This window comes from Micromonospora sp. MH33 (assembly GCF_003013775.1).
Classification (GTDB): Bacteria; Actinomycetota; Actinomycetes; order Mycobacteriales; family Micromonosporaceae; genus Micromonospora; species Micromonospora fulviviridis.
Genome location: NZ_MUYZ01000081.1, coordinates 1 through 23,234 on the forward strand (window position 1 = coordinate 1; position 23,234 = coordinate 23,234).

Annotated in this window: 29 protein-coding genes, 1 pseudogene and 1 riboswitch; of the genes and pseudogenes, 24 read left to right on the forward strand and 6 right to left on the reverse strand. The window is 74.0% G+C overall.

All coding sequences use genetic code 11. The annotated features are described in order from the left end of the window. The 5 genes from B0E53_RS15090 to B0E53_RS15110 all read left to right on the forward strand — a co-directional run. Window positions 1-498 (forward strand): SelB C-terminal domain-containing protein (locus tag B0E53_RS15090; RefSeq protein WP_246835409.1); only part of this gene is annotated, 498 nt, incomplete at its 5' end. A gap of 29 nt (window positions 499-527) precedes the next feature. Continuing rightward, window positions 528-1,229 carry a hypothetical protein gene (locus tag B0E53_RS15095; RefSeq protein WP_107076644.1) on the forward strand — a complete coding sequence of 234 codons (702 nt, stop codon included), beginning with the start codon at window positions 528-530 and terminating at the stop codon, window positions 1,227-1,229. Between the two features lie 45 nt (window positions 1,230-1,274). Next, window positions 1,275-1,472: a hypothetical protein gene (locus B0E53_RS15100; RefSeq protein ID WP_091306848.1), complete on the forward strand. Its 198-nt coding sequence runs from the start codon at window positions 1,275-1,277 to the stop codon at window positions 1,470-1,472. Next, a complete protein-coding gene (locus tag B0E53_RS15105) occupies window positions 1,472-2,749 on the forward strand; it encodes a hemolysin family protein (protein WP_107076645.1) in 1,278 nt (425 codons plus the stop codon). The genes B0E53_RS15100 and B0E53_RS15105 overlap by 1 nt, the downstream gene beginning before the upstream one ends. 67 nt (window positions 2,750-2,816) lie before the next feature. Further along, window positions 2,817-3,002, forward strand: a complete 186-nt coding sequence (locus B0E53_RS15110) for a hypothetical protein (protein ID WP_091306855.1) — start codon at window positions 2,817-2,819, stop codon at window positions 3,000-3,002. Window positions 3,003-3,026: 24 nt separating this feature from the next. Here B0E53_RS15110 and B0E53_RS15115 read toward each other — a convergent pair whose 3' ends face one another. Continuing rightward, window positions 3,027-3,683 carry a hypothetical protein gene (locus B0E53_RS15115; RefSeq protein ID WP_107076646.1) on the reverse strand — a complete coding sequence of 219 codons (657 nt, stop codon included), beginning with the start codon at window positions 3,681-3,683 and terminating at the stop codon, window positions 3,027-3,029. 127 nt (window positions 3,684-3,810) lie between these two features. On the opposite strand from B0E53_RS15115, the gene B0E53_RS15120 reads away from it, so the two are divergent. Then, complete coding sequence (locus B0E53_RS15120) at window positions 3,811-4,029, forward strand: hypothetical protein (RefSeq protein ID WP_107076647.1); 219 nt, start codon at window positions 3,811-3,813, stop codon at window positions 4,027-4,029. Here B0E53_RS15120 and B0E53_RS15125 read toward each other — a convergent pair whose 3' ends face one another. From B0E53_RS15125 to B0E53_RS15135, 3 genes are all read right to left on the reverse strand, one after another. After that, on the reverse strand, window positions 4,030-4,503 hold the full coding sequence (locus tag B0E53_RS15125; RefSeq protein WP_107076648.1) for a hypothetical protein: 474 nt from the start codon (window positions 4,501-4,503) through the stop codon (window positions 4,030-4,032). It abuts the gene before it with no gap. After that, entirely contained in the window at window positions 4,500-4,709 is a 210-nt protein-coding gene (locus tag B0E53_RS15130; protein WP_091306867.1) for a phosphatidylethanolamine-binding protein, read from the reverse strand. Before B0E53_RS15130 ends, B0E53_RS15125 begins: the two co-directional genes overlap by 4 nt. 64 nt (window positions 4,710-4,773) lie before the next feature. Continuing rightward, entirely contained in the window at window positions 4,774-5,655 is an 882-nt protein-coding gene (locus B0E53_RS15135; protein WP_107076649.1) for a universal stress protein, read from the reverse strand. 128 nt (window positions 5,656-5,783) lie between these two features. Between B0E53_RS15135 and B0E53_RS15140 the strand changes: the two genes are divergently transcribed. From B0E53_RS15140 to B0E53_RS15210, 15 genes are all read left to right on the forward strand, one after another. Then, window positions 5,784-6,530, forward strand: a complete 747-nt coding sequence (locus tag B0E53_RS15140) for an SAM-dependent methyltransferase (RefSeq protein WP_107076650.1) — start codon at window positions 5,784-5,786, stop codon at window positions 6,528-6,530. Between the two features lie 127 nt (window positions 6,531-6,657). After that, window positions 6,658-7,845: a PP2C family protein-serine/threonine phosphatase gene (locus tag B0E53_RS15145; RefSeq protein ID WP_107076651.1), complete on the forward strand. Its 1,188-nt coding sequence runs from the start codon at window positions 6,658-6,660 to the stop codon at window positions 7,843-7,845. A 47-nt stretch (window positions 7,846-7,892) separates the two neighbouring features. Next, the gene (locus tag B0E53_RS15150) at window positions 7,893-8,363 is read left to right on the forward strand and encodes a MarR family transcriptional regulator (RefSeq protein WP_107076652.1); all 471 of its coding nucleotides are present in this window, start codon (window positions 7,893-7,895) and stop codon (window positions 8,361-8,363) included. A gap of 359 nt (window positions 8,364-8,722) precedes the next feature. Then, window positions 8,723-9,307, forward strand: a complete 585-nt coding sequence (locus B0E53_RS15155; RefSeq protein ID WP_348639663.1) for a CDP-alcohol phosphatidyltransferase family protein — start codon at window positions 8,723-8,725, stop codon at window positions 9,305-9,307. Then, window positions 9,304-10,254 carry a DUF881 domain-containing protein gene (locus B0E53_RS15160; protein WP_107076653.1) on the forward strand — a complete coding sequence of 317 codons (951 nt, stop codon included), beginning with the start codon at window positions 9,304-9,306 and terminating at the stop codon, window positions 10,252-10,254. Before B0E53_RS15155 ends, B0E53_RS15160 begins: the two co-directional genes overlap by 4 nt. Then, a complete protein-coding gene (locus B0E53_RS15165; protein ID WP_007071104.1) occupies window positions 10,251-10,583 on the forward strand; it encodes a small basic family protein in 333 nt (110 codons plus the stop codon). The genes B0E53_RS15160 and B0E53_RS15165 overlap by 4 nt, the downstream gene beginning before the upstream one ends. Before the next feature lie 10 nt (window positions 10,584-10,593). Beyond that, the gene (locus B0E53_RS15170; protein ID WP_107076654.1) at window positions 10,594-11,520 is read left to right on the forward strand and encodes a DUF881 domain-containing protein; all 927 of its coding nucleotides are present in this window, start codon (window positions 10,594-10,596) and stop codon (window positions 11,518-11,520) included. Between the two features lie 56 nt (window positions 11,521-11,576). Beyond that, window positions 11,577-11,957, forward strand: coding sequence for a glycine cleavage system protein GcvH (gene gcvH / locus B0E53_RS15175; protein WP_107076655.1), 381 nt, complete (start codon window positions 11,577-11,579; stop codon window positions 11,955-11,957). Between the two features lie 218 nt (window positions 11,958-12,175). Next, complete coding sequence (locus B0E53_RS15180; RefSeq protein ID WP_107076656.1) at window positions 12,176-12,628, forward strand: FHA domain-containing protein; 453 nt, start codon at window positions 12,176-12,178, stop codon at window positions 12,626-12,628. 50 nt (window positions 12,629-12,678) lie between these two features. Further along, window positions 12,679-13,380, forward strand: coding sequence for a MerR family transcriptional regulator (locus B0E53_RS15185; protein WP_210406068.1), 702 nt, complete (start codon window positions 12,679-12,681; stop codon window positions 13,378-13,380). 227 nt (window positions 13,381-13,607) lie between these two features. After that, window positions 13,608-14,072, forward strand: coding sequence for a bifunctional nuclease family protein (locus tag B0E53_RS15190; RefSeq protein WP_073833177.1), 465 nt, complete (start codon window positions 13,608-13,610; stop codon window positions 14,070-14,072). Window positions 14,073-14,283: 211 nt separating this feature from the next. Beyond that, window positions 14,284-14,862, forward strand: coding sequence for a MerR family transcriptional regulator (locus B0E53_RS15195; protein ID WP_107076658.1), 579 nt, complete (start codon window positions 14,284-14,286; stop codon window positions 14,860-14,862). 467 nt (window positions 14,863-15,329) lie between these two features. Beyond that, window positions 15,330-15,719: a group 1 truncated hemoglobin gene (locus B0E53_RS15200; RefSeq protein WP_107076659.1), complete on the forward strand. Its 390-nt coding sequence runs from the start codon at window positions 15,330-15,332 to the stop codon at window positions 15,717-15,719. Window positions 15,720-15,721: 2 nt separating this feature from the next. After that, a complete protein-coding gene (locus B0E53_RS15205) occupies window positions 15,722-16,888 on the forward strand; it encodes a globin domain-containing protein (RefSeq protein ID WP_107076660.1) in 1,167 nt (388 codons plus the stop codon). A gap of 114 nt (window positions 16,889-17,002) precedes the next feature. After that, entirely contained in the window at window positions 17,003-17,689 is a 687-nt protein-coding gene (locus tag B0E53_RS15210; protein WP_107076661.1) for a DivIVA domain-containing protein, read from the forward strand. Window positions 17,690-17,840: 151 nt separating this feature from the next. On the opposite strand, the gene B0E53_RS15215 is transcribed toward B0E53_RS15210, so the two are convergent. Next, entirely contained in the window at window positions 17,841-18,494 is a 654-nt protein-coding gene (locus tag B0E53_RS15215) for an NAD(P)H-binding protein (protein ID WP_107076662.1), read from the reverse strand. 129 nt (window positions 18,495-18,623) lie between these two features. Between B0E53_RS15215 and B0E53_RS15220 the strand changes: the two genes are divergently transcribed. Together B0E53_RS15220 and gcvP are read left to right on the forward strand one after the other, a co-directional pair. Beyond that, window positions 18,624-19,475 (forward strand): NAD-dependent protein deacetylase, encoded by an 852-nt coding sequence (locus tag B0E53_RS15220; protein ID WP_107076663.1) that lies wholly within the window; start codon window positions 18,624-18,626, stop codon window positions 19,473-19,475. A gap of 67 nt (window positions 19,476-19,542) precedes the next feature. Further along, window positions 19,543-19,641, forward strand: a riboswitch (glycine riboswitch). Window positions 19,642-19,714: 73 nt separating this feature from the next. Then, a complete protein-coding gene (gene gcvP, locus B0E53_RS15225; RefSeq protein WP_107076664.1) occupies window positions 19,715-22,537 on the forward strand; it encodes an aminomethyl-transferring glycine dehydrogenase in 2,823 nt (940 codons plus the stop codon). 84 nt (window positions 22,538-22,621) lie between these two features. On the opposite strand, the gene B0E53_RS15230 is transcribed toward gcvP, so the two are convergent. Continuing rightward, window positions 22,622-22,822, reverse strand: a complete 201-nt coding sequence (locus tag B0E53_RS15230; RefSeq protein WP_091306916.1) for a DUF5999 family protein — start codon at window positions 22,820-22,822, stop codon at window positions 22,622-22,624. A gap of 123 nt (window positions 22,823-22,945) precedes the next feature. On the opposite strand from B0E53_RS15230, the pseudogene B0E53_RS15235 reads away from it, so the two are divergent. Continuing rightward, window positions 22,946-23,234, forward strand: a pseudogene (locus B0E53_RS15235) (anthranilate synthase component I family protein); the annotation flags it as partial.

A 23,234-nucleotide genomic window follows, 5' to 3' on the forward strand; every position in this document is an offset into this window, starting at 1 on the left:
CCCCTGGCGGCCGGTGTGCCGGTCGACGTGCTGCGGCACCGCCTCGACCTGCCCGACCGGGCGCTGGTGGAGGCGCTGCTGCGCCCGCCGCTGCGGCTGCGCGCCGGCCGGGTCACCGCCGCGCCGGGCGACGCGCTGCCCGAACCGGTGGCCCGGGCGGTGGCCCGGGTCCGCGCCGAGTACGGCGACCGCCCGTTCCAGGCCCCCGAGGCCCACCGTCTCGCCGATCTCGGCCTCGGCCCCCGGGAGATCGGGGCGGCCGTGCGCGCCGGCGCCCTGCTCAGGCTCGCCGACAACGTCGTGCTGCTGCCCGGCGCCCTGGACGACGCGGTGCGGGTGCTGGCCGGGCTGCCGCAGCCGTTCACGCTCAGCGCCGCCCGGCAGGCGCTGGACACCACCCGCCGGGTGGCGGTGCCGCTGCTGGAACTGCTCGACCGGCGGGGCGCCACCCGGCGGCTGCCCGACGACGCCCGCGAGGTGGTCCTCCCGCCCGGCTGAGCGTTGCTCCGGGATGCGAGGGTGACTGCATGATCGACCCGCCCGGTGCCGCCCTCCTGGACCGGCCGTGGCTGCGCCGCCGGGCGTTGCCGCTCGCCGTGGCGCTGTGCTGGCTGGTCTGGGCCGCCCTGGCCTGGTGGACGGCGCCCCGCGCCGTTGACGAGGCGGAGCTGGAGCGCGATCTTGCCGCCGGCCGGGTGGTTACCATGGCGCGGGCCGACGGGTGGCAGGCCGGCTCCACCTGGGGTCGCCGCCCCGAGCCGCGGTACGCCGAGGGCGCCTGGATGGTCGTCTGGACCCGGCCGGACGGCCAGGTCCGCCACGCGAGCGTGCCCACGCGGGCCCCGGAGAGCGGCGCGGATCCGCTGGCCGATCCGCGCGCCCGAGATGCCACCACCCACGGCGGCGACACCCTCGCAGACGCGCTGGCGAACGCGGCCGGGCTGCTGGCCCTGACGATCGGCGTCGGCTGGCTGCTGATGCTGGTGGCCGGGCCGCCGCGGGTGGCCGGCACCCGCTGGTTCTGGTTCTGGATCGGCTTGCTCCCGCTCGGTCTGGGCGTGCTGGCCTGGCTCCATCGGGAACGCTGGCGGGGCGACGTGCCGGCGGCCCGGCCGCGCCGCTCCGGCTGGGCGGGCCTGGGCTGGCTGCTGCTCGGCGGCCTGCTCCTGTCGGTCGCGGTGGCCGGCCTGGCCTCCCTGTTCGGCGGGTACGTGGTGCCCGGCGGCTGAGCCAAGCGGCACCGACGGCCGCGCCCGGTCACCTACCGTGACGCCATGGACCCTTCGGCGGTCTGGCGGGACAGGAACCACCGGTGGCGGATCGAGGCGTACCGGGCACCGGATCTGCGGTTCGCCATCTTCGCCACGAACGGCACCACCGAGTCGGCGCCGCTGTGGCTGTTCGGGATGGCCGCGCTGGCCCGGTGGCTCATGACGCACGCGATCTCCCTCGACGACCTGGAGACCGACTGATGGCCGGCCAGCTCGTCCTGGTGCTGGTCCTGGTGCTGATCAACGCGGCGCTGTCGGGCGCCGAGATGGCCATCGTGACGCTGCGCGAGGGGCAGCTGCGGCGGCTGGGCCGCGCGGGGCGGAGCGGGGAGCGGTTGACCCGGCTGGCCCGGGAACCGAACCGCTACCTGGGCACCATCCAGCTCGGCATCACCCTGGCCGGGTTCCTCGCCTCGGCGGCCGCCGCGGTGTCGCTGGCCGAGCCGCTGGTCGGCCCGCTGGGCTTCCTCGGCCGGTTCGCCCACCCGGTGGCCGTGGTGCTGGTGACGGTGGTGCTGACCTTCGTGACGCTGGTCGTCGGCGAACTGGCCCCGAAGCGGCTGGCCATGCAGTCGGCGGAACGCTGGGCGCTGCTCAGCGCCTCGCCGCTGGACCTGCTCGCCCGGGTGTCCCGCCCGGCGGTGTGGCTGCTCAGTCGGACCACCGACGTGCTGGTCCGGCTGGCCGGCGGCGACCCGCGGGCCAACCGACAGGAGGTGACCGAGGAGGAGTTGCGCGAGATGCTGGTCAGCCAGCGCGGCCTCTCCGCGCAGCAGCGGGAGATCCTGGCCGGGGCGTTCGACATCGCCGGCCGTACCCTGCGCGAGGTCCTGGTGCCGCGCCGCGAGGTGACGATGCTGCCGGTGGAGCTGTCGGCCGCGGAGGCCATGCGCCGGCTGGCCGGTACCGGCCGTTCCCGGGCGCCGGTGACCGGTCCCGGCGGGCTGGACGACGTGCGCGGGGTGGTGCACATTCGCGACCTGGTCGACGCGGGCGGCGCCGGTGTCGGGCAGCGGGCCCGGCCGCCGGTGCTGCTGCCCGGCACGCTGCCGGTCGCCGACGCGATGCGGCAGCTGCGCCAACGCCACGAGCAGATGGCCCTGGTCATCGACGAGTTCGGCGGGGTCGACGGCCTGGTCACCATGGAGGATTTGCTCGAGGAGGTGGTCGGGGAGCTGTACGACGAGACCGACCGGGACGTGCACCAGGCGGTCCGGGAGCCGGACGGCGCGCTGCTGCTCCCCGGCGACTTCCCGCTGCACGACCTGCCCGAGGCCGGAGTGCAGCTGACCTTCCCGCTGACCCGGGAGTACACCACCGTCGCCGGGCTGGTCCTGGCCGGGCTGGGTCGGCTGCCCACCGGTCCGGGGGAGCTGGTCCGGCTGCCCGGGCTCACCGTCGAGGTGGTCGAGGTGGCCGGCCGGGTGATCCGCCGGGTACGGCTGCGCGGTCCGGCCGCCGGCTGCCGGAAACAGTGACCCCGACCGGGGGACAGGCGCGCGAAACGGGCCTTTCGGGCCGCCGGAGGGCCGTAGCGTCCGGACCGTGAAGGACCGAGGACTGCGGACGTTCGTCACCGTGCTCGCCGGGCTGGCCGTGATCTATTTCGGCGCCACCGGCCATCGCAGCAGCGGCGGGGAGGGCGAGGGCATCTCCGGCGGCGTGGTGCTGCTGGCCCTGCTCGCCTCGGCGCTGGCCTGGAACCTGACCAAGCCCGGCCCGGCCAAGTGACGCCGCGGCCCGACCGGTGCCGGTTCAGCGCGCCGCCGCTGCGGTGCGGCTGATCTCGCCGGCCGACTCCTCGCCGAGCGCCACCCGTACCAGCGCCGACGCCAGCCGCCCGAAGTCGGCCTCGCCGACCAGCCCGGCCAGGCCGCCCGGGTTCGCCGGCAGGCCCAGCCGGCGCGCCCCGGCCAGGGTCCGCCGGTCGGCGTACGGGCGCACGTCCGGCCAGACCGCCTGCACCTCGCGGAGGAAGATGTCCGCCCCGGTCGGGCCGATGCCGGGAAACTCGGTGAGCAGCCTGCGCAGCACGCTCCGGTCGCCGTCGGCCTCCTTGTGCATCCGGCGCAGGTCCCCGTGCCACCGGTCCAGGCAGAGCCGGGCACCGGTGCCCAGCATGGTGGCGGTCCGCTCGTCGTAGCGCCGGTAGTGGCCCCGACCGAGCGCGTCGACCCGCTCCTGCCAGCTCGCCGCCTCCATGGCCTGCGGGGTCCGCCAGCCGGCCGCGAAGAGTTCGCGCGCCGCGGCGACCGCTACGCAGGCCCGGATCCGGGTGCTCAGCAGCGTGGTGAGCACCAGCAACTGGTAGAGCGGCCCCGGCCGGTCGGCAAGGTTGATCCCGGCCTCCTCCGCGTAGGTGCGGGACTGCCGGTCCAGCAGCGCCCGCGCCATCTTCCGATCGTCTGGCATCCGGTTGGGGTACCCGCCCGGCGCCGGACCAGACGCCCGGGGCCGGGCCGGAATGCGCCCGGCGGCGGCGGGTACCCGGACCAGGTGCGCGGCCCACGCCGTGCGCTGCCACCGGAAGGAGAGACCTGTGGTCAAGCCGCAGCAGGAGGAACTACGCCGTAACGACAAGGGCGCGACCAGCCAGGACAGCCGCGAACTCATTCCCCAGGCCGGGAGCAGGGGGCCCCACGGCAAGGGCGGCACCTCGAACGCGGACGTGGGGCGGCCGGTCCCGAAGGGGCAGGTCTCGCCGTACGGCCCGGCCGGCGAGCCGGTGGCCGACGACGAGAGCGACCGGCGGGGCTGATCAGCCCCGCCGCGTCGGCGGCCGCAGCCTCCACCAGGTGGCTGCGGCCGCCGCTCCGTACGCCAGGTGCGGCACCAGGTCGGACACCCAGTCGGCCCTACGCCAGGTCCGCGGGTCGCTGATGCCGAGCGCGGCGATCGAGCCGTCGGAGGTGGCCATCACCCCGCCGCCGAGCAGCCCCACGGCCAGCGGCAACGGGACCCGGCGGCGGGCTGCCAGCAGCCCGAACAGCGCACCGGCGGCGATGCCCGTGCCGTATCCGATGACGGGCCCGAGGCCGGAGCGGCGGTTCGCCGCCTTCTCCTCGGGCCCGAGGTCCACATGCGCCGCGTCGGCCAGCCGGCCCGCGGTCTGCTCGGGGGTGCTGCTCGCCGGGCGGCCCCGCAGCGCCATGTCCAGGAAGCTGACGACGTTCAACGCGGCGCTGCCGACGGCGCCCGCGATGGCGCCGTCGACCGCGGGAGCCGTCCTCACTTCGGGTCGCCCGGTTCGCGCTCACCCTTGGGGCCGAACGTCCGTTCGCCCCGCACCACGCCACGCTGGCCGCGGTCGTCCTGGAGAATCCGGTTCGCGACCTGGTTCGCCTCCTGGTCGGCGGCCCGCCCGGACTGTTCGATCAGATCCCGCAGCCGCGCCCGCTCCTTGTCGTACGCGTTGCTGCCCGGCCGTGGTCCTGGCATCGCTGCCTCCTCCGGTCGCTGTGGATGTCCGTACCGTCTACCCGCCCGGGGCGGGGCCAACCGTTCAGTCGCCGGCCCGGACCACGGCCACCGGGCAGTCGGCGCGGTGCAGCACCCCCTGGCTCACCGAGCCGAGCAGCAGGCCGGTCAGCTCCCCACGGCCCCGCCGGCCGACGACCAGCAGCTGGGCCTCGCGGGACGCCTCGGCGAGCGCCGCGACCGGCCGGCCGTGCACGGCCGCCCGGGTGACCGGCACCTCCGGCCGGCGCTCGGCCAGCCCGCTGAGCGACTCGGCCAGCACCCGGTCCTCCTCGCCGCGAAGCTGGCTCTCCTCGTACACCAGGGGTTGCATGTCGCCGGGACCGGTGGAGGCCGGGTGGGTGTAGGCGTGCACGGCGTGCAGCCGGGCGCCGCGGACCGCGGCTTCCTCGGCGGCGAACTCGACCGCGGCGCGGGACAGCGTCGAGCCGTCCACCCCGACCACCACGGGGCCGGCCGGGCGTGGCGTGCCGCGGGCGACCAGCACCGGGCAGTCGGCGTACGAGGCGACCTGGATCGCCACCGAGCCGACCACCAGGGCGGCGAACCCGCCGAGGCCCCGGTCGCCCAGCACGATGAGGGCGGCGGTCGGGGACTCGCCGAGCAGCACCGCAGCGGCCTCCCCGTCGATGATCTCGCCGGAGACCCGAAGCCCGGGCGCGGCCGCCTCCGCCTCGGCGACCGCGGTGCCGACCAGTTCCTCGGCCTGGTGCCGCAGGCCCCCGCCGGGTGGCCCCTCGGCGGAGGGCGACAGCGGTACGCGCAGCAGCGGCCAGATGAACCCGTGCACCACCCGTAGCGGCCGCTGTCGGCGGGCCGCCTCCTGCGCCGCCAGGCGCACCGCCGTCAGGGCGGCCTCGGAGCCGTCCACCCCGACCACCACTGCCGCGCCGTTCGCCGAGTTCACGCCGTACCTCCTCGCCGTCGGCCGCCCGCGGCCAGTATCGCGGCCGGTGGGTGGCCGCCGGGGCGATACCGCACGAGCCGACCCCTGGGTACGCTGGCGACCGTCGCGTGAGAGAGGGAGCTTCGTCGATGGCCGAGCCTGACCAGCCGAGCACCGCCCGCATGATCGACTACTGGCTCGGCGGCGAGCACCACTACCCGGTGGACGTGGCCGCGGCCGGCGCCTTCGAGGGCGCGTACGGTCCCTGCGCGGCGATCTTCCGCGCGTTGCGCGACTTCCTGGGCCGGTCGGTCCGGTCGATCGCCGACGCCGGGGTGGACGGCTTCCTGGTGTTCGGGGCGGGCGTGCCCACCCGCGGCAACGTGCACGAGGTGGCCCCGGACGCCACCGTGCTCTACACCGACGTCGACCCGGTGACGGTCCGGCTGGGCCAGCGCCTGCTCGCCGACAGCGACCGGGCCGGCTACGGCTACGGCGACGCCACCGACATCGGCACCGTCGACCCGGCCCAGCTGCACCGGTTCGTGCCGGGGTGGGGGAGGAGGCCGGTCGGGGTGGTCTTCCTCGGGCTGGCCGCGTTCCTGGACGACGACACCCTGGCCCGTACCCTCGACGAGCTGTACGAGGCCGTCGCGCCGGGCAGCTTCCTGGCGATCGACTTCGACAGCGAGGAGCTGGCCGCGTACCCGGAGGCGCTGGCCATGATGGGGCCGGCGTTCCGGATGCGGGCGCCCGGCCGGTTCGCGCCGCTGCTGGGCCGCTGGCAGCCGACGGCGGACGGCATCGTGCCGGTGGCGCGGTGGCGGCCGGACGGCGCCCCGGCGCCGGTGCCGGACGCCTTCTACGGCGCAGTGGCCACCAAGCCGGCCGGCTGAGTGGCCCGGGTCGTCCACCCGGGACCGGCGCCGCCGCGGCGTATGCCGGAGCCGGGGCGTGCCGGTGTCGGCGGGCCTCCGTATGATGCTTGCCCTATAGCAATAGTCATCATCGGAGGATGTCAGCATGCCGGACCCGTCCGGAGCGGTGTCGCGCGCCCTGCGCGCCGCGCCCCCCGACCAGTTGGCGGAGGCCGCCGACGCGGCGGTCCGCCGGGTGCTCGGCGCGTCGCGGACCGAGGTGTTCGTCGCCGACTACCGGTTCACCGGGCTCTGGCCGGTGCTGGACGCGGAACTGCCCGAGGGCGGGTTCCTCGCGTGCCAGGGCGTCGCGCAGCGCTGCTTCCGCAGCCAGCAGCCGGTGCTGGACGCTGCCGAGGACGGGCGCTGCCGGGCCTACCTGCCGCTGTCGGCGTGGGGGGAGCGGCTCGGCGTGCTGATGGTCGAGCTGCCGGCCGCGCCGGACGCGGCGACCGTGGAGGCGGCCCGGGACGTCGCGGGCGATCTGGCGATGGCGCTGCGGGCGGCCGACCGGGAGACCGACCGCTACCGGCGGGCGCGCCGCCGGGAACGGCTCAGCATGGCCGCCGAGATGCAGTGGGACCTGCTGCCCGGACGCAGCGTCGTGCACGGCGACTTCGTGCTGGCCGGGCAGCTCGAACCGGCGTACACGGTGGGCGGGGACCACTTCGACTGGTCGGTCGACGGCGACCGGCTCACCGTCACGGTGCTCAACGGCACCGGCAACGGCCTGGCGGCCTCGCTGCTGACCGCGGTGACCGTCAACGCCATGCGCAACGCGCGGCGCTCGGGCGGCAGCCTGGTGGAGCAGGCCGAACTGGCCTCGGACACGATCTTCTACCAGCACCGGGGGAGCCGGCACGTGGCCACGCTGCTGCTGGAGCTGGACAGCCGGCGGGGCCTGGTGCGGGCCGTGGACGCGGGCTCGCCGCACCTGCTGCGGCTGCGCGGCGGCGCGGTCACCCCGATTGCTCTGGAGCAGCAACTGCCGCTGGGCATGTTCGCCGAGGCCCGCTACGACGTGCAGGAGTTCAGCGTGCAACCGGGCGACCGGCTCTTCGTGGTCAGCGACGGGGTGTACGCGGCGGAGCCGGCCGGGCAGGAGCCGTACGGGGACCGGGCCATGGCGCGCGCGATGCGGTCCACTCGGTTGCAACCGGCGACCGAGGCAGTTGGTACGGTGATGCGCGAACTGCACGCGTACCACGCCGACGCGGATCTCCGCGACGACGCGGTCGTCGTCTGCCTGGACTGGCGCGGTTCCAGCCCTGCGGACGACGTCGGCGGGCGGTGACGGACCGGCGGAGCGAAAACGAGCGGGACGATCGCAGGGGACAGCGGGTGGAGCGACCTCCGAATCTTGCCGCGGCCATCGATGCGGCGGCCGAGGCGCTCGTCCGTGTGCTCGACTCCGCCACCTCCCGGCACAACGTCGGCGTCTCGCCGACCCAGCTGCGGGTGCTGTCGCTGATCATGGCCCACCCGCACACCAACGTGAACCGCCTGGCCGAGCTGCTCGACGTGGTGCCCTCGTCGGCGAGCCGGCTCTGTGACCGGCTGGAGGCGGTCGGCCTGCTGCGCCGGGCGGCCGACCCCCGCGACCGGCGCGAGGTCCGGCTGATCCCCACGGCCGCGGCGGAGACCCTGCTGCGCGAGCTGACCGAGCGGCGGCACCAGGCGGTCCAGGCGGTGCTGGACCGGATGCCCAACCGGGTGCAGCACGAACTGCTGCTGGCCCTGCTGGCGTTCGGCCAGGCCGCGTCGATGAACGCCCCGCAGGCCGCCGCCGACTCCACCGCCCGCACGGCCTGACCCGAGCGGCACCAGCCCACGGCCACTGGGCAACTAGTGTCCTAGGATGCCTTACGGGTGGTGCGGCCCCGCACACAAACCGGACCTCAGCACCCACGCAGCGCGGGGTCCGGGACGGGTCGGGGGAGCCCGATATAGTGGCAGCGCAACTCACCGGCCCCTGATCGACACGATCGCGGGCCGTGCAGGGGGAGGTCCCAGCCCGGGATCGCAGAGGGCGCCGGCGTCTGACCGGCCGGCAACGCGCACGTGCCCACGGCGGCCGATCACTCGGCCGCCGGACCGTGCTGCGGAGGGAGGGTTCGGTGTCGCGTCGGCCGGCTCCATCGGAGCACCCGGCTCCCGGCGGTGCGGCGGTCGTGGGGGATCGCGTCCTCACCCTGCCGAACATGATCAGCTTCGTCCGGCTCGTCGGTGTGCCGCTCTTCCTCTATCTGTTCCTCGTGGTCAAGGCCGACGTGGCCGCCATCGTGGTGCTGGCCATCGGCGGCACCAGCGACTGGGTCGACGGCTGGATCGCCCGCCGTCTCCAGCAGGTCAGCCGGCTGGGCGAGCTGCTCGACCCGCTGGCCGACCGGCTCTACATCCTGGCCACGCTGCTGGCGTTCACCGCCCGCGAGGTGGTGCCGTGGCAGTTCACCGGAGCGCTGCTGGCCCGCGAGCTGCTGCTGCTCGGGTCGCTGGGGGTGCTGCGCCGCTACGGCTACGGTCCGCCGCCGGTGCACTACGTGGGCAAAACCGCCACGTTCCTGCTGCTGGCCGCGTTCCCGATCCTGCTGCTGGCGGCCGCCGCCCCGGGCGTGGCCACCGCGGCCGGCGCGATCGGCTGGGGCCTGGCGTGGTGGGGCCTGGTGCTCTACTGGGTGGCCGGGGCGATGTACGTGGTGCAGGCCGGCCGCCTGGTCCGGGCGATGCGGGCGCGGCGCGCGGGAGCGGTGGCGTGACCGCGACGCCGCCTCGGGACAAGGACGAGGGTCGCGACCCGTCGGCGCGGGTGTACGCGCCGGACTTCCTCACCGACCTGTTCCGCAACCCGCTGGACCCGGGGTACGCCGACGCTGCGGCCCGGCGGGCGGCGGCGCCGCCGTCGCGGATGCGGCGAATGCTGGCCCGGCCGGTGGGCGTGGTGGTGCTGCTGGTCATCGGGTTCCTGTTCGCGGTGGCATACCGGGAGACGATGGCGGAGGAGCCGGGCCGGGCGAAGGCGCGGGCCGGGCTGATCGCCGAGATCAAGCAGCGCGAGGCGGAGACGGACCGGTTGACGGCGCGGGCGGATCAACTGCGCGAGGAGGTCGGCCGGCAGCGGGACGCGGCGTTGAGCGGGTCGCAGGCGTCGCGGCTGCGCAACCTGGAGGCGGGCACGGGCCTGGGTCGGGTGCGCGGTGACGGTGTGGTGGTGCGGCTGGCCGATGCGGAGTCGGACCGGGACGCGGTGACCGGCGCGGGCGCGGGGCCGTCCCGGGTGCTGTACTCCGACCTGCAGAAGGTGGCGAACGCGCTGTGGGCGGCGGGCGCGGAGGCGGTGGCGATCAACGGGCAGCGGTTGACGGCGACGTCGACGATCCGTTCGGCCGGTGAGGCGATCCTGGTGGACTACCGGCCGGTGACGAGCCCGTACCAGGTGACGGCGATCGGGCCGGGGTCGATGCGGGACCGGTTCGACGACAGCCGGGCGGCGGACCTGATGCGTGACGTGGCGCGGACGACGGGCTTGTCGTTCGGGGTGAAGAACGCGGACGGCCTCACCCTGCCGGCGGCTCCGCAGCCACGGCTACGCTACGCCGAGCCCTCGGTGAGCCCGAGCCCGTCGGGTTCGGGTGTCGCCGGTTCGACCAGTCCCGGGCCGTCCGGTTCGGGTACCTCTTCCAGCCCCTCCGGAGGTGGCCGATGATCGCGGTGCTGGCGTTGCTCGCCGGTGTGGTGCTCGGGGTGTATCTGGATCCCACGGTGCCCGCGGCGTTGCAGCCGTACCTGCCGATCGCCGTGGTGGCGGCGCTCGACGCCGTGTTCGGCGGGGTGCGGGCGAAGCTGGACCGGATCTTCGACGACAAGCAGTTCGTGGTGTCGTTCATCTCGAACGTGCTGGTGGCGGGTCTGATCGTGTACCTGGGTGACCAGTTGGGGGTGGGCGGTCAGTTGTCCACCGGTGTGGTGGTCGTGCTCGGGGTGCGCATCTTCGGAAACGTGGCGGCGATCCGCCGGCACCTGTTCCGGGCGTAGGTTTGTGGCGATGAGCGAGGAGCACAGGGAGACGGGCACGGGCTGGCCGCAGCCGGCGGAGCCGGCGCGGCCGTCGGGTCCGGCCGGTGAGCCGGATCCGCGCCCGGACGCGCCCGATCCGGATGAGTTGAGCCCGTTGGCGCCGGCCGAGCCGGCGGAGCCGGTCGAGCAGGAGGATGTGCCGTCGCCGGCGGAGGAACCGGGTGCGTCCGCGGCTGAGGCGAAGCCGGTGCCGGTGTCGCGGCGGTTGACGTCGGCGGGCGCGATGATCGCGGTGCTGCTGGCGTTGCTGGGGTTCACCCTGGTGGTGCAGTTGAAGACGACGTCGGCGGACCCGACCCTCGCGGCGACGCGGGAGGAGGACCTGGTCCGGATCTCGTCGGATCTGGATTCGCGGGAGCGGCGGCTGCGGCAGGACATCGAGGCGCTGGAGGAGAGCCAGCGGCAGCTGCGTTCGGGTGAGCAGGGCCGGCAGGCGGCGCTGGAGGAGGCGACGCGCCGGGCGGACGAGCTGGGCATCCTGGCGGGCACGTTGCCGGCGGTGGGGCCGGGTCTGTCGGTGCGGTTCGAGGGTCCGGAGAAGGCGATCTCGTCGGCGCGGATCCTGGACGCGGTGCAGGAGTTGCGGGGCGCGGGCGCGGAGGCGATGCAGATCGCGGGCGCGGACGGGACGGCGGTGCGGATCATCGCGTCGACGTATTTCGTGGACGGGCCGAGCGGTGGCCTGGTGGTGGACGGGCGGCGGTTGACCGGCCCGTACGTGATCTCGGTGATCGGCGATCCGGCGACGCTGCGTACGGCGTTGAACATTCCCGGCGGGGTGGTCGCATCGGTGGAGGAGGCCGGCGGTAACGTGACGCCGGTGGACAGTGAGGCTGTGGAGGTTTCGCAGCTGCACGCGCCGATCAAGCTGGAACACGCCCGGCCGGTCTCCTGACCGGTCGCGGCCGGCGCCGGTTTCCCCCGGTGCACTGATGACGAAGGACGCAGCTGGTGATTCCTGAGGATCTGCGGTACACCGCCGAGCACGAGTGGGTGACCGGTGGGGACGGCGGTGCCGTCCGGGTCGGCATCACGCACTTCGCGCAGGATGCCCTGGGTGACATCGTGTTCGTCCAGTTGCCGGACGAGGGCGCGGTGGTGGCGGCGGGTGAGTCGCTGGGTGAGATCGAGTCGACGAAGAGCGTGTCGGAGATCTACGCGCCGTTGAGCGGTACGGTGGCGGCGCGCAACGAGGCGTTGTCCGACACCCCTGAGGTGATCAACACGGATCCGTACGGTGCGGGGTGGTTGGTGGAGATCACTCCGGATGATCCGGCGGCGGTCGAGGGTTTGTTGACCGCTGATGCGTACCGCGAGCTCACCGAGAGCTGAGTTCGTCCGTTCCGGGCGGCGGGGTCGTCTCCGCGCGTCCGGTTGCCCTGTTTTTCGGCGCTGGCTAGGCTCGCCCAGTTGACCGAGAACCAATAGTTTGAGCGTTGCGGAATGCGCCTTCCCGGGCACCGGGGAGCCAGCCGCCGGGTGTGTTTCGGCCCGGCGGCCAGACCCGCCATTACCCGACGCCGACCGAACAGATCCGTGAGGTGGTCCCCATGACGCGCCCAGACGACGAGTTCCCCCCGCTCGACGTCACTTCGACGCTCAATCTCGGTTCGCTCGACGAAGTGCTGGAGGGTCCGGACACCGATGTGGTGCCGAGCCGGATGTCCGGTTCGTTGCCGCCGGGGATGGCGCTGCTGGTGGTTCGCCGGGGTCCGAACGCGGGCGCCCGGTTCCTGTTGGACCACGATGTGACGACGAGCGGCCGGCACCCGGACAGTGACATTTTCCTCGACGACGTGACGGTTTCGCGGCGGCACGCCGAGTTCCATCGGGATGCTGGCACGTTCACGGTGCGGGACGTGGGCAGCCTGAACGGCACGTACGTGAACCGGGAGCGGGTCGAGGCGGCGACGCTGAGCAACGGCGACGAGGTGCAGATCGGTAAGTTCCGGGTGGTGTTCATCGCTGGTCCGCGTCCGGAGGAGGAGGCCGGCCGGGGGTGAACGGGCCTGCGGCTTCGACGCCGCCCGGGGAGGCGCGCGGGCCTGCGCTGATGAGCATCGGCGAGGTGTTGGCGCAGTTGCGGGTGGAGTTTCCGGACGTCACGATCTCGAAGTTGCGGTTCCTGGAGGCCGAGGGCCTGGTGGAGCCGGAGCGGACGCCGGCGGGGTACCGGAAGTACAGCTGGGACGATGTGGCGCGGTTGCGGTTCGTGTTGACCGCGCAGCGGGACCAGTACCTGCCGTTGCGGGTGATCCGGGACCAGTTGGCGGAGTGGGACGCCTCGGGTGCGGCGGCGGGGCGGCAGCGGCCGAATCTGGTGGCGGTCGGTCCGGGTGGTGAGGTGCCGGGCCGGGAGGTGGCGGCGCCCGCCGCGTCGTCGGAGGTGCGGCTGGGGCGCGCTGAGCTGATCTCTCGCAGCGGGGTCGACGAGTCGACGTTGGCGGAGTTGGAGCGGCTCGGTGTGCTGGTGTCGGATCCGCCGGGCTGGTACGACGCGGATGCCTTGATCATCGCGCGGGCGGTGGCGGGGCTGGCGGCGTACGGGTTGGAGCCGCGGCACCTGCGGGCGTACCGGACGGCGGCGGACCGGGAGGTCGGTCTGTTCGCGCAGTTGGTGGCGCCGTTGGCGCGGCAGTCGGATCCGGCGGCGCGGGCCCGGGCGGCGGAGACGGCACGGGAGTTGGTGGCGTTGTCGCAGCAGTTGCACGCGGCGTTGGTGCGGGTGGGGCTGCGGTCGACGTTGGGTCGGTGAGGTGGGTCGGGGCCGGGTGTCGTGGGGGCGCCCGGCCTTCGCCGTGGGTGGGGCGCCGTCGGTGGCGCGGAAAGATCTGTGCCGGGAAGCGTGTCGTAGGCTTGCCGGGGTAACCCTTTCCGGCGAGGCGTGGTGCACGTAGCGCATGGGACTCCCGTGTCGCGGTCCGTGTACCGTGCAGGGAAGGGCGCGGTGCGGGCGTAGGTGACAACGACACGGAGGCGGCGGTGCGCGAGCTGAGCGTGGTCGGAGTTCGGGTGGAGCTGCCCAGCAACCAGCCGATCGTCCTGCTGCGGGAGGTCGAGGGGGACCGCTATCTGCCGATCTGGATCGGTGCGGTCGAGGCGACGGCGATCGCCTACGAGCAGCAGGGGGTCAAGCCGGCGCGGCCGTTGACACACGATCTGCTGCGGGACGTGCTGGCGGCGTTGCAGGCGCCGTTGCGGGCGGTGGAGATCACCGAGTTGAAGGAGAACGTCTTCTACGCCGATCTGTTGATCGGTGACGGCGTTCGGGTGTCGGCGCGGCCGAGCGATTCCATCGCGTTGGCGTTGCGGGTCGGGGCTCCGATTCGTTGTGCCGAGCAGGTCCTCTCCGAGGCGGGGATCGTGATCCCGGACGAGCAGGAGGACGAGGTGGAGAAGTTCCGGGAGTTCCTGGAGCAGGTGCGTCCGGAGGACTTCGCGGGTTGAGGTGGCCGGCCGGTGGGTCGGTCGGCGCTACGGCGGCGGTTGTCACGGTGGGTGACGGCTGGCCGCCGTCGGTGATCTTCCGGGTGGGCGGTGCGGCGTGTCGCGGTGTCTCCTGCGGGTTGACTCCCGGTGTCGGCGCTAGGGTTGCGGTGTCGAGGGGTGCACGTACGGGGAGCCGGCGTGTCACCGCACGGGCGGGGAGGTTGTCCGGATGCATGAGCCGCGAGATCCTGGTCCGAGTACGGAGCAGCAGCCTGACCCGGTCGTTGACGGCGAGGTGGGCTACCGGGGTGTGACCGCGTGTCCCGCGGTGGGCATCAGCTACCGGCAGTTGGACTACTGGGCCCGGACGGGTCTGGTGGTGCCGAGCGTGCGGGACGCGTCCGGGTCGGGGACGTCGAGGTTGTACTCCTTCCGCGACCTGGTGGTGTTGAAGGTCGTGAAGCGGTTGTTGGACGCCGGGGTGTCGTTGCAGAACATCCGGAAGGCGATCGACGCGCTGCGGTCGCGTGGGGTGGAGGACCTGGCGGGCATCACGTTGATCTCGGACGGGACGACGGTGTACGAGTGCCGGTCCCCGGAGGAGGTCGTCGACCTGTTGCAGGGCGGCCAGGGGGTGTTCGGCATCGCGATCGGCGGCGCGTTCAAGGAGATTCAGGGTTCGCTGTCGCATCTGCCGGCGGAGCCGGCGGGCGGGCAGCCGGAGCCGGCCGCCCCGCCGGTGGAGTCGGAGTCCGAGTCGGTGGGGGACGAGTTGGCGGCGCGGCGGGCGCGCCGTCGGGCGGGCTGACCGCCCGGTCGCGGCTTCGGGACCGCGCCACGCCCAGAACGGGCATGGCGGGGTCCCCTTTTTTTGTTCACAGCGCGTGTCGACCGGGCCGGTCGGGCGGTGGCCGGCCCGGGGTGACGGTTGCCGCGGTCGGGCGGACCGGTCGTGACGTGCGGAAACGCCGCCCCGGCGGAGCGCGGACCGGTGGTGTCCGAAAAGGACCGGCGGCGGCGCGGTGGGGTGCGGCTTTCCACCGTGCGTGGCGGCGTGATCGCGGGACGCGAGCGGCGCGACGGGGTCGTTGACTGTCCGTGAGCGACGGTTGTCGGGAATCGGATAGGGCAGGGCTGAACCGTTTCGGCGGACACGCTATGGTCCGACACGGTCGCTTGCGCGTGGCCGTTCGGTGGAGCCGGTGCGACGCGCGTGGGCTGCCGGTTGCCCCTCCGCGGCGCTGCCCGCGTGACCCCTGTTCGGAAGGAACCACCATGACGGTGACCGAAGAGACCACCCCGATCTCCCACTACGAGCGCATCGGCGGCGCCGCGGCGGTGAAGGCCGCGGTGGAGCTGTTCTACGACAAGGTGCTGGCCGACCCGGATCTGGCCGGCTACTTCACCGGCGTGAACATGCCCGAGCAGCGGCGGCACCTGGCGCTGATGCTGGCGGTGGTGCTGGGCGGCCCGAACGAGTACGCCGGTCGGGGCCTGGCCGAGGCGCACCAGCCGCTGAACATCCCGGTGGCGCACTACGTGAAGGTCGGCGAGCACCTGACGGCGACGCTGGTGGAGCTGGGCGTGCCGGCCGATGTGATCGCCGACGTGCACGTGGTGCTGGGCCAGGTGCAGGACCAGGTCGTGTCCGCGGGGAACGCCTGAGCGTGGACGCGGCAAGGCTCAAGCAGAGCTGGTCCCTGGTCGCCGCGCACGGCGATCAGGTGCCGCTCTACTTCTACTCGACGCTGTTCCTGGCGCACCCGGAGACCCGGCAGATGTTCCCCACGAACATGGCGGGGCAGCGGGACCGCCTGGTGAACGCGCTGGGGCACATCGTGTCCCACGTGGACCAGGTGGACCGGCTCGTCGGGTTCCTCCAGGACCTCGGCGCGGATCACCGCAAGTTCGCGGTGCGCGCCGAGCACTACCCGGCGGTCGGTGACGCGCTGCTGGCGACGCTGCGGCACTTCTGCGGCGAGGCGTGGACCGACGAGCTGGCCGCCGACTGGGCGGCCGCGTACGGGCTGGTCGCGCAGGTGATGATGGACTCGGCGCAGGCCGCGGAGGCCAAGTCGCCGCCGTGGTGGGTGGCCGAGATCCTCGGGCACGAGCGGCGCACGTTCGACGTGGCGGTGCTGACGGTGCGCCCGCAGTACCTGCTGCAGTTCATCCCCGGGCAGTCGATCGGGGTGTCCCACCCGGCGGTGCGGTCGTGGCGGTACTACTCGCCGGCGAACGCGCCCCGCCCGGACGGGACGCTGGAGCTGCACGTGCGGGCCGCGCCGGGTGGCGCGGTGTCGTCGCGGCTGGTGTACGGGTGCGCGGTCGGCGACCAGCTGCACCTGGCCGCGCCGGTGGGTGACCGGTTGTCGCTGTGGCAGGCCGGGTCGTCGGATCTGCTGCTGCTGGCCGGTGGTACCGGCTGGGCGCCGGTGAAGGCCCTGCTGGAGCAGGTCGCGGCGGAGGGCGTGGGCCGCCGGGTGGACCTGTACGTGGGGGCCCGCTCCCGGCTGGAGTTCTACGACAGCGAGGCGATCGACAAGTTCGCCGCCTCGTTCCCGTGGCTGCGGGTGACGTACGTGGCGGGGTCGGACCCGCGCCGGCCGGGTGAGTTCATGCAGGTCGCCGACCAGGTCCTGGCCGACGGGGACTGGCGGTCCCGGCACGTGTACATATGCGGCTCCGACGAGATGGTGAGCCATTCGGTGGCCGCGCTGACCGGGGCCGGCTACCAGCCGGGCCAGTTGCACCACGAGGGTTTCGGCAAGCACTGGTACGGGCCGGCCTGGCGAACCGCGACCGCCCCTGACGATTCCGGAGGTGTCCGGTGAGCGCGAGGAGTGAGCCGGTGTTGCGAGCCCCGCAGTCGCGAACGGAGGTGGCTCGGTGAGCGCGAGGAGTGAGCCGGTGTTGCGAGCCCCGCAGTCGCGAACGGAGGTGGCCCGGTGAGCGCGACCCCGATCAGTAGGTACGAGGCGGGTCAGGTGACCGGTGGTGCGGTGCAGGTGCGCCTCTCGGCGGACCGGGTGCGGCGGTGGGAGTTCGGGTCGGCGTCGTTCACCCGCCGTGGCTATGACCACGCCGACGTGGACCGGTTCCGGCTGCAGGTGGCCGACGAGCTGGACCTTTTGGCCACCCAGCTGGCGAACCTGCGGGCGGAGAACGAGCGGCTCAACGACCACCTGGAGCTGCACCGGCACGGGGTGATCCCGAGCGCCGACAACGCGGCGGCGGTGCCCGCGGCGAAGGAGGTGAACCTGCTGTCGGCGGCGCAGCGGGAGGCCGAGCAGATCATCGCGCAGGCCCACGACTACGCCCGCCGGGTCGCCGAGTACGCCCGGATGCAGTACGAGAGCTACATGCGGGCCGCGGCGGAGGAGGCGAAGCAGGAGGCCGAGCGGGCCGTGACGGAGTACCGCAGCACCGCCGGGGTGAACTTCGACGACTCGGTGGCCACCCGGGAGGCGCTGCGGATCTTCGGCGAGATGATGATCTCGCACATGCAGGCGGCGGCCCGGCACCTCGACGACGGCAGCGAGCAGTTGGCGCGGACGATGGAGCGGATCGCCCGGGAGGCGCCGGGGGTCGGCCGTGCGCAGCCGCAGGTGGCGCTGCCCCGCCACCAGCGCTGAGCTGCCCGACAGTTGAGCGGCGGTCCGGCCCACCGGGATGACCCGGGCGGGCCGGACCGTCACCCGGGCGGCGGCCCGTCAGCCGGGTGGCGCGACGGTGGCGGTGGGGGGGTGCGGGACGAGGCGAGCTGGACGGCCGCCGGTGGACAGGTCAGCCCGCGGCGCGGACCGCCTCGGCGATCGGAGTTTCCCCGCCGACCAGCTCCAGGGTGAGCCCGGTGGTGTCCGGGGCGTACAGCAGGGCCAGCAGGACCCGGGCCACGTCGGCGCGGGTGACCGCGCCGGGGTCGACGTGCCGGGCCAGGGTGATCCGGCCGACCGGTGCGTCGTCGGTGAGCCGGCCGGGGCGCAGCACGGTGACGTCGAGGTCCCGTGCGGTGACGTCGTCCTCGGCGGCCTTCTTCGCCCGCAGGTACGCCGCCCACACCTCGTCGGTGCCCGCCCTCGGGGGCCGGTCCACGCCCATCGAGGAGACCAGCAGGTAGCGGCGCACCCCGGCGCGTTGCGCGACGTCGGCGAGCAGCACGGCCGCGGCCCGGTCGACGGTGTCCTTGCGGGCCGCGCCGCTGCCCGGGCCCGCCCCGGCGGCGAAGACCACCGCGTCGGCGCCGGTCAGGTGCCCGGCGACGGTGTCGACGTCGGTGTGCTCCAGGTCGCAGACGACCGGTTCGGCGCCGGCGGCGCGCAGCGCGGCGGCGTGTTCGGGGTTGCGGATCAGTCCGACGGCGGTGTCGCCGCGCCCGGCGAGTTCCCGCTCCAGCAGTTTGGCGATCTTCCCGTGGCCTCCGGCGATCACGACGCGCATGCCTTCAACCTAGTCGCGGGACGGGTCGCGCGCCGGGTTCGGCGGGACCTGCCCGTCGCGGTGCGGTGACGGCGGTCACCGGGGGCGGTGGTGGTCGCCGCGCGGCGGCGGGCGAGGCAGCATGGACGGGTGACCGAGACGTTCGACGCGTTGACCCGGCTGGTGGGCGCCGGGGACGTGGTGGTGCTCAGCGGCGCCGGCCTGTCCACCGAGTCGGGCATCCCGGACTACCGGGGGCCCAGCGGCGCGGCCCGCCGGCACACCCCGATGACCTACCAGGCGTTCACCCGCGACCCGCACGCGCGACGGCGGTACTGGGCGCGCAGCCACCTGGGCTGGCGGATGATCGCCCGGGCCGCCCCCAACGACGGTCACCGGGCGGTGGCCCGGCTGCAACGCGCCGGGCTGCTCGGCGGGATCATCACCCAGAACGTCGACGGCCTGCACACGGCCGCCGGCGCCACCGGGGTGATCGAGTTGCACGGCCGTCTCGACGAGGTGACCTGCCTGGACTGCGGCAACCTGACCTCCCGCGACGAGCTGGACCGGCGGCTGACCGAGGCGAATCCGGGCTTCGACGCGCACGTCGCGCACGTCAACCCCGACGGCGACGTGGACCTGCCCGAGGAGGCGGTGGCCGGGTTCCGCACCGTCGACTGCGGCATCTGCGGGGCCGGCATGCTCAAACCCGACGTGGTGTTCTTCGGCGAGACGGTGCCCGCGCCCCGGGTCGCCGACTGTTTCGCCCACGTCGAGCGGGCCCGGGCGCTGCTGGTGCTCGGCTCCTCCCTGACCGTCATGTCGGGGCGCCGGTTCGTGCTGCGCGCGGCGAAGCTCGGCGTCCCGGTGGCCATCGTCAACCAGGGTCCCACCCGGGGCGACGGGTACGCCTCGCTCACCCTCGACGCGCCGCTGGGCGCGGCGCTGACCGCCCTGGCCGACCGGGTCGCCGCCGGGCCGGTGCCCGCCGCCGCGGTGTGACCGCCGCCCCGGGCGGGGTACGACATGAGCCGGAAACATGGTCGCTGGTAGCGTTGACCATGCCGGTACCACCCACGTGGGAGAGACCGCCCGGGAATTCCCCGGACGGCGCCGAAGGGGCAGATTCTCCCCGGAACCTCTCAGGCAAAAGGACCACGTGGGCAGGCGCTGTGGAGCGCGTCAGCGCGACTCAGGGGGAGGCCGACCCGTCGACCTCGCCCCCACAAGGAGCGCAGCGCATGACCGCAGAGCAGTTCGCCGACCGGCACATCGGCCCCGGCCCGGACGACGAGCGCCGGATGCTGGAGACCGTCGGGCACAGCTCCATCGACGAGCTGATGGACGCCGCGATCCCCGAGGTGATCCGCTGGCACGGCGCCCTGGACCTGCCCGCCCCGGCCAGTGAGCGGGAGGCGATCGCCGAGCTGCGCGCCCTGGCCGCCCGCAACACCGTGGCCGTGTCGATGATCGGGCTGGGCTACCACGGCACGCACACCCCGGCGGTGATCCGCCGCAACGTGCTGGAGAACCCCGCCTGGTACACCGCGTACACGCCGTACCAGCCGGAGATCAGCCAGGGCCGCCTCGAGGCGCTGCTGAACTTCCAGACCATGGTCACCGACCTGACCGGGCTGGCCACCGCCAACGCCTCCATGCTCGACGAGGGCACCGCCGCGGCCGAGGCGATGACCCTCGCCCGCCGCGCGTCCAGGAGCAAGAGCCCGGTGTACGTGGTCGACGCCGACACCCTGCCGCAGACCATCGCGGTGATCAGCAGCCGCGCGGAGCCGCTCGGCATCGACGTGCGGGTGCTCGACGTGGAGCGCGACGAGCTGCCCGCCGAGTTCTTCGGTCTGCACCTGCAGTACCCGGGGGCGTCCGGGGCGGTCCGCGACCACAGCCCGCTCGTGGAGGCCGCGCACGGCGTCGGCGCGCTGGTGGCGGTCGCCGCGGACCTGCTGGCGCTGACCCTGCTGCGCCCGCCCGGCGAGATCGGCGCCGACATCGCCGCCGGCACCACCCAGCGCTTCGGTGTGCCGATGGGCTTCGGCGGCCCGCACGCCGGCTACCTGGCCGTCCGGTCCGGGTTGGAGCGGATGCTGCCGGGCCGGCTCGTCGGGGTGTCCAAGGACGCCGACGGCAACCCCGCGTACCGGCTGGCGTTGCAGACCCGCGAGCAGCACATCCGCCGGGAGAAGGCGACCAGCAACATCTGCACCGCGCAGGTGCTGCTGGCGGTGATGGCCGGCATGTACGCCGTCTACCACGGCCCGGACGGGCTGCGGGCTATCGCCCGGCGTACCCATGAGGCGGCGGCGCGGCTCGCGGCCGGGCTGCGCGCCGGCGGCGTGCAGGTCGCGGACGTCGCGTTCTTCGACACCGTCACCGCGACCGTGCCGGGGCGCGCCGCCGAGGTGGTGGCCGCCGCCGCGCGGCGCAACGTGAACCTGCGGCTGGTCGACGCCGACCGGGTCGGCATCTCCTGCGACGAGACCACCACGGCCGCGCACCTGGCGGCCGTGTGGGCGGCGTTCGGCGTCGCCGGGGTCGACGGTGAGGTGGACGCGGCGCTACCCGGCGACCTGGCCCGCGGCAGCGACTTCCTCACCCACCCGGTGTTCCGCACCCACCACTCCGAGACGGCGATGCTGCGCTACCTGCGCCGGCTGTCGGACTTCGACTACGCCCTGGACCGGGGCATGATCCCGCTGGGGTCGTGCACGATGAAGCTGAACGCCACCACCGAGATGGAGCCGATCACCTGGCCGGAGTTCGCGCACCTGCACCCGTTCGCCCCGGCCGAGCAGACCGCCGGGTACCGGGAGCTGATCGCCCAGCTGGAGGGCTGGCTGGCCGAGGTCACCGGCTACGACGCGGTCAGCGTGCAGCCCAACGCCGGGTCGCAGGGGGAACTGGCCGGGCTGCTGGCCATCCGGGCCTACCACCGGCAGCGCGGCGAGGGGCACCGTGACGTGTGCCTGATCCCGTCGTCGGCGCACGGCACCAACGCCGCGTCCGCGGTGATGGCCGGCATGCGGGTGGTGGTCGTCGGCTGCGACGCCGACGGCAACGTCGACCTCGTCGACCTCGACGCGAAGATCGACAAGCATCGGGACGCGCTCGCCGCGATCATGGTGACCTACCCGTCCACGCACGGGGTGTACGAGACGGGCATCGCGCAGCTGTGCGCGAAGGTGCACGACGCCGGCGGCCAGGTGTACGTCGACGGGGCGAACCTCAACGCCCTGGTCGGCTTCGCGAAGCCGGGACGGTTCGGGGCGGACGTGTCGCACCTGAACCTGCACAAGACGTTCTGCATCCCGCACGGTGGCGGCGGCCCCGGCGTGGGCCCGGTGGCGGTGCGGGCGCACCTGGCGCCGTTCCTGCCCGGCGACCCGCTCGGCGCGCACACCGACGGGCGGCCGGCGATCTCCGCGGCCAACCACGGGTCGGCGGGGATCCTGCCGATCCCGTGGGCGTACCTGCGGATGATGGGCGCCGAGGGGCTGGCCCGGGCCACCGGCGTGGCGGTCCTCGCGGCGAACTACGTGGCGGCGCGGCTGCGGCACCACTACCCGGTGCTGTACGCCGGCAACAAGGGCCTGGTGGCGCACGAGTGCATCCTGGACCTGCGGCCGCTGACGAAGGCGACCGGGGTGAGCGTCGACGACGTGGCGAAGCGGCTGATCGACTACGGCTTCCACGCGCCGACGATGTCGTTCCCGGTGGCGGGGACGCTCATGGTGGAGCCGACCGAGAGTGAGGACCTGGCCGAGCTGGACCGGTTCTGCGACGCGATGATCGCCATCCGCGAGGAGATCGACAAGGTCGGCTCGGGGGAGTGGCCGGCGGGGGACAACCCCCTGGCCAACGCGCCGCACACCGCGGCGATGGTGTCGGGTGACGACTGGCCGCACCCGTACCCGCGGTCGGTGGGCGCCTACCCGTCCGGGGTGGACCGGGCGGGGAAGTACTGGCCGCCGGTGCGGCGGATCGACGGCGCGTACGGAGACCGGAACCTGGTCTGCTCGTGCCCCGCGCCGGAGGCGTTCGAGAGCTGATGTGCGCGGTACGCCGGGGCGGTGCAGTGCCGCCGCCCCGGCCGGCGGTGCCGGCGCGTACGCTCGGCGACGGAGCGTGATCGTCTAAGCGACGAGAGCGTGCCGGGCGGGGCCGCGGTGCGGGGCGATGGTGCTGCCGTCGGGAAGCAGCTCACCGGTGTCCTCGAAAACGATGACACCGTTGCAGAGCAGGCTCCAGCCCTGCTCAGGGAAGCAGGCGAGGACGCGTGCGGCTTCGCGATCCGTCGCCTCGGCGGAGGGGCAGGTGGGTAGGTGCTGGCACATCGGGTTCTCCGGACTGTGGGGGCACTGTGTCATGGTTCACATGACCAGTGACGCACAGTACCAAGCGCAACCGCGCGGTATCGAGCAAGGATGCGGCTTGTTCACCCGAAATCGGCTGAACGGATGAGTGTGAACCGACCGGACGGTGTGGAAGCGCTCCCAACGATCGGGGTCGACACCCCCGGATCCCCGCCCGGTTGCCGGGACCGGCTCGTGGAACGGGCCCGCCTGGAATGGTGGCTCGCCGACGGCGGCGACCCCACCGCGCTCGCCGAGGACTTCCTGGCCGCGCACGGCGTCGCCCTGTCCGACCTGGCCCGCCCGGCCGCCCACGACCCGCACGGAACCTGCGGCGCCGCCCTGTTCCTGTCCGCCGCGGCCGGGGCCCGGGCAGCCGGCGGCGCGGCGGGCG

What these genes read in the sequence shown, in the direction of transcription:
- B0E53_RS15140 (WP_107076650.1), top strand. Translation starts at nt 5,784, where the DNA reads ATGGCCGAGCCTGACCAGCCGAGCACCGCCCGCATGATCGACTACTGG.
- B0E53_RS15165 (WP_007071104.1), top strand. Translation starts at nt 10,251, where the DNA reads ATGATCGCGGTGCTGGCGTTGCTCGCCGGTGTGGTGCTCGGGGTGTAT.
- B0E53_RS15145 (WP_107076651.1), top strand. Translation starts at nt 6,658, where the DNA reads ATGCCGGACCCGTCCGGAGCGGTGTCGCGCGCCCTGCGCGCCGCGCCC.
- B0E53_RS15170 (WP_107076654.1), top strand. Translation starts at nt 10,594, where the DNA reads ATGAGCGAGGAGCACAGGGAGACGGGCACGGGCTGGCCGCAGCCGGCG.
- B0E53_RS15130 (WP_091306867.1), bottom strand. Translation starts at nt 4,709, where the DNA reads ATGCCAGGACCACGGCCGGGCAGCAACGCGTACGACAAGGAGCGGGCG.
- B0E53_RS15115 (WP_107076646.1), bottom strand. Translation starts at nt 3,683, where the DNA reads ATGCCAGACGATCGGAAGATGGCGCGGGCGCTGCTGGACCGGCAGTCC.
- gcvP (WP_107076664.1), top strand. Translation starts at nt 19,715, where the DNA reads ATGACCGCAGAGCAGTTCGCCGACCGGCACATCGGCCCCGGCCCGGAC.
- B0E53_RS15195 (WP_107076658.1), top strand. Translation starts at nt 14,284, where the DNA reads ATGCATGAGCCGCGAGATCCTGGTCCGAGTACGGAGCAGCAGCCTGAC.
- B0E53_RS15200 (WP_107076659.1), top strand. Translation starts at nt 15,330, where the DNA reads ATGACGGTGACCGAAGAGACCACCCCGATCTCCCACTACGAGCGCATC.
- B0E53_RS15185 (WP_210406068.1), top strand. Translation starts at nt 12,679, where the DNA reads ATGAGCATCGGCGAGGTGTTGGCGCAGTTGCGGGTGGAGTTTCCGGAC.
- B0E53_RS15215 (WP_107076662.1), bottom strand. Translation starts at nt 18,494, where the DNA reads ATGCGCGTCGTGATCGCCGGAGGCCACGGGAAGATCGCCAAACTGCTG.
- B0E53_RS15180 (WP_107076656.1), top strand. Translation starts at nt 12,176, where the DNA reads ATGACGCGCCCAGACGACGAGTTCCCCCCGCTCGACGTCACTTCGACG.
- B0E53_RS15230 (WP_091306916.1), bottom strand. Translation starts at nt 22,822, where the DNA reads ATGTGCCAGCACCTACCCACCTGCCCCTCCGCCGAGGCGACGGATCGC.
- B0E53_RS15100 (WP_091306848.1), top strand. Translation starts at nt 1,275, where the DNA reads ATGGACCCTTCGGCGGTCTGGCGGGACAGGAACCACCGGTGGCGGATC.
- B0E53_RS15105 (WP_107076645.1), top strand. Translation starts at nt 1,472, where the DNA reads ATGGCCGGCCAGCTCGTCCTGGTGCTGGTCCTGGTGCTGATCAACGCG.
- B0E53_RS15095 (WP_107076644.1), top strand. Translation starts at nt 528, where the DNA reads ATGATCGACCCGCCCGGTGCCGCCCTCCTGGACCGGCCGTGGCTGCGC.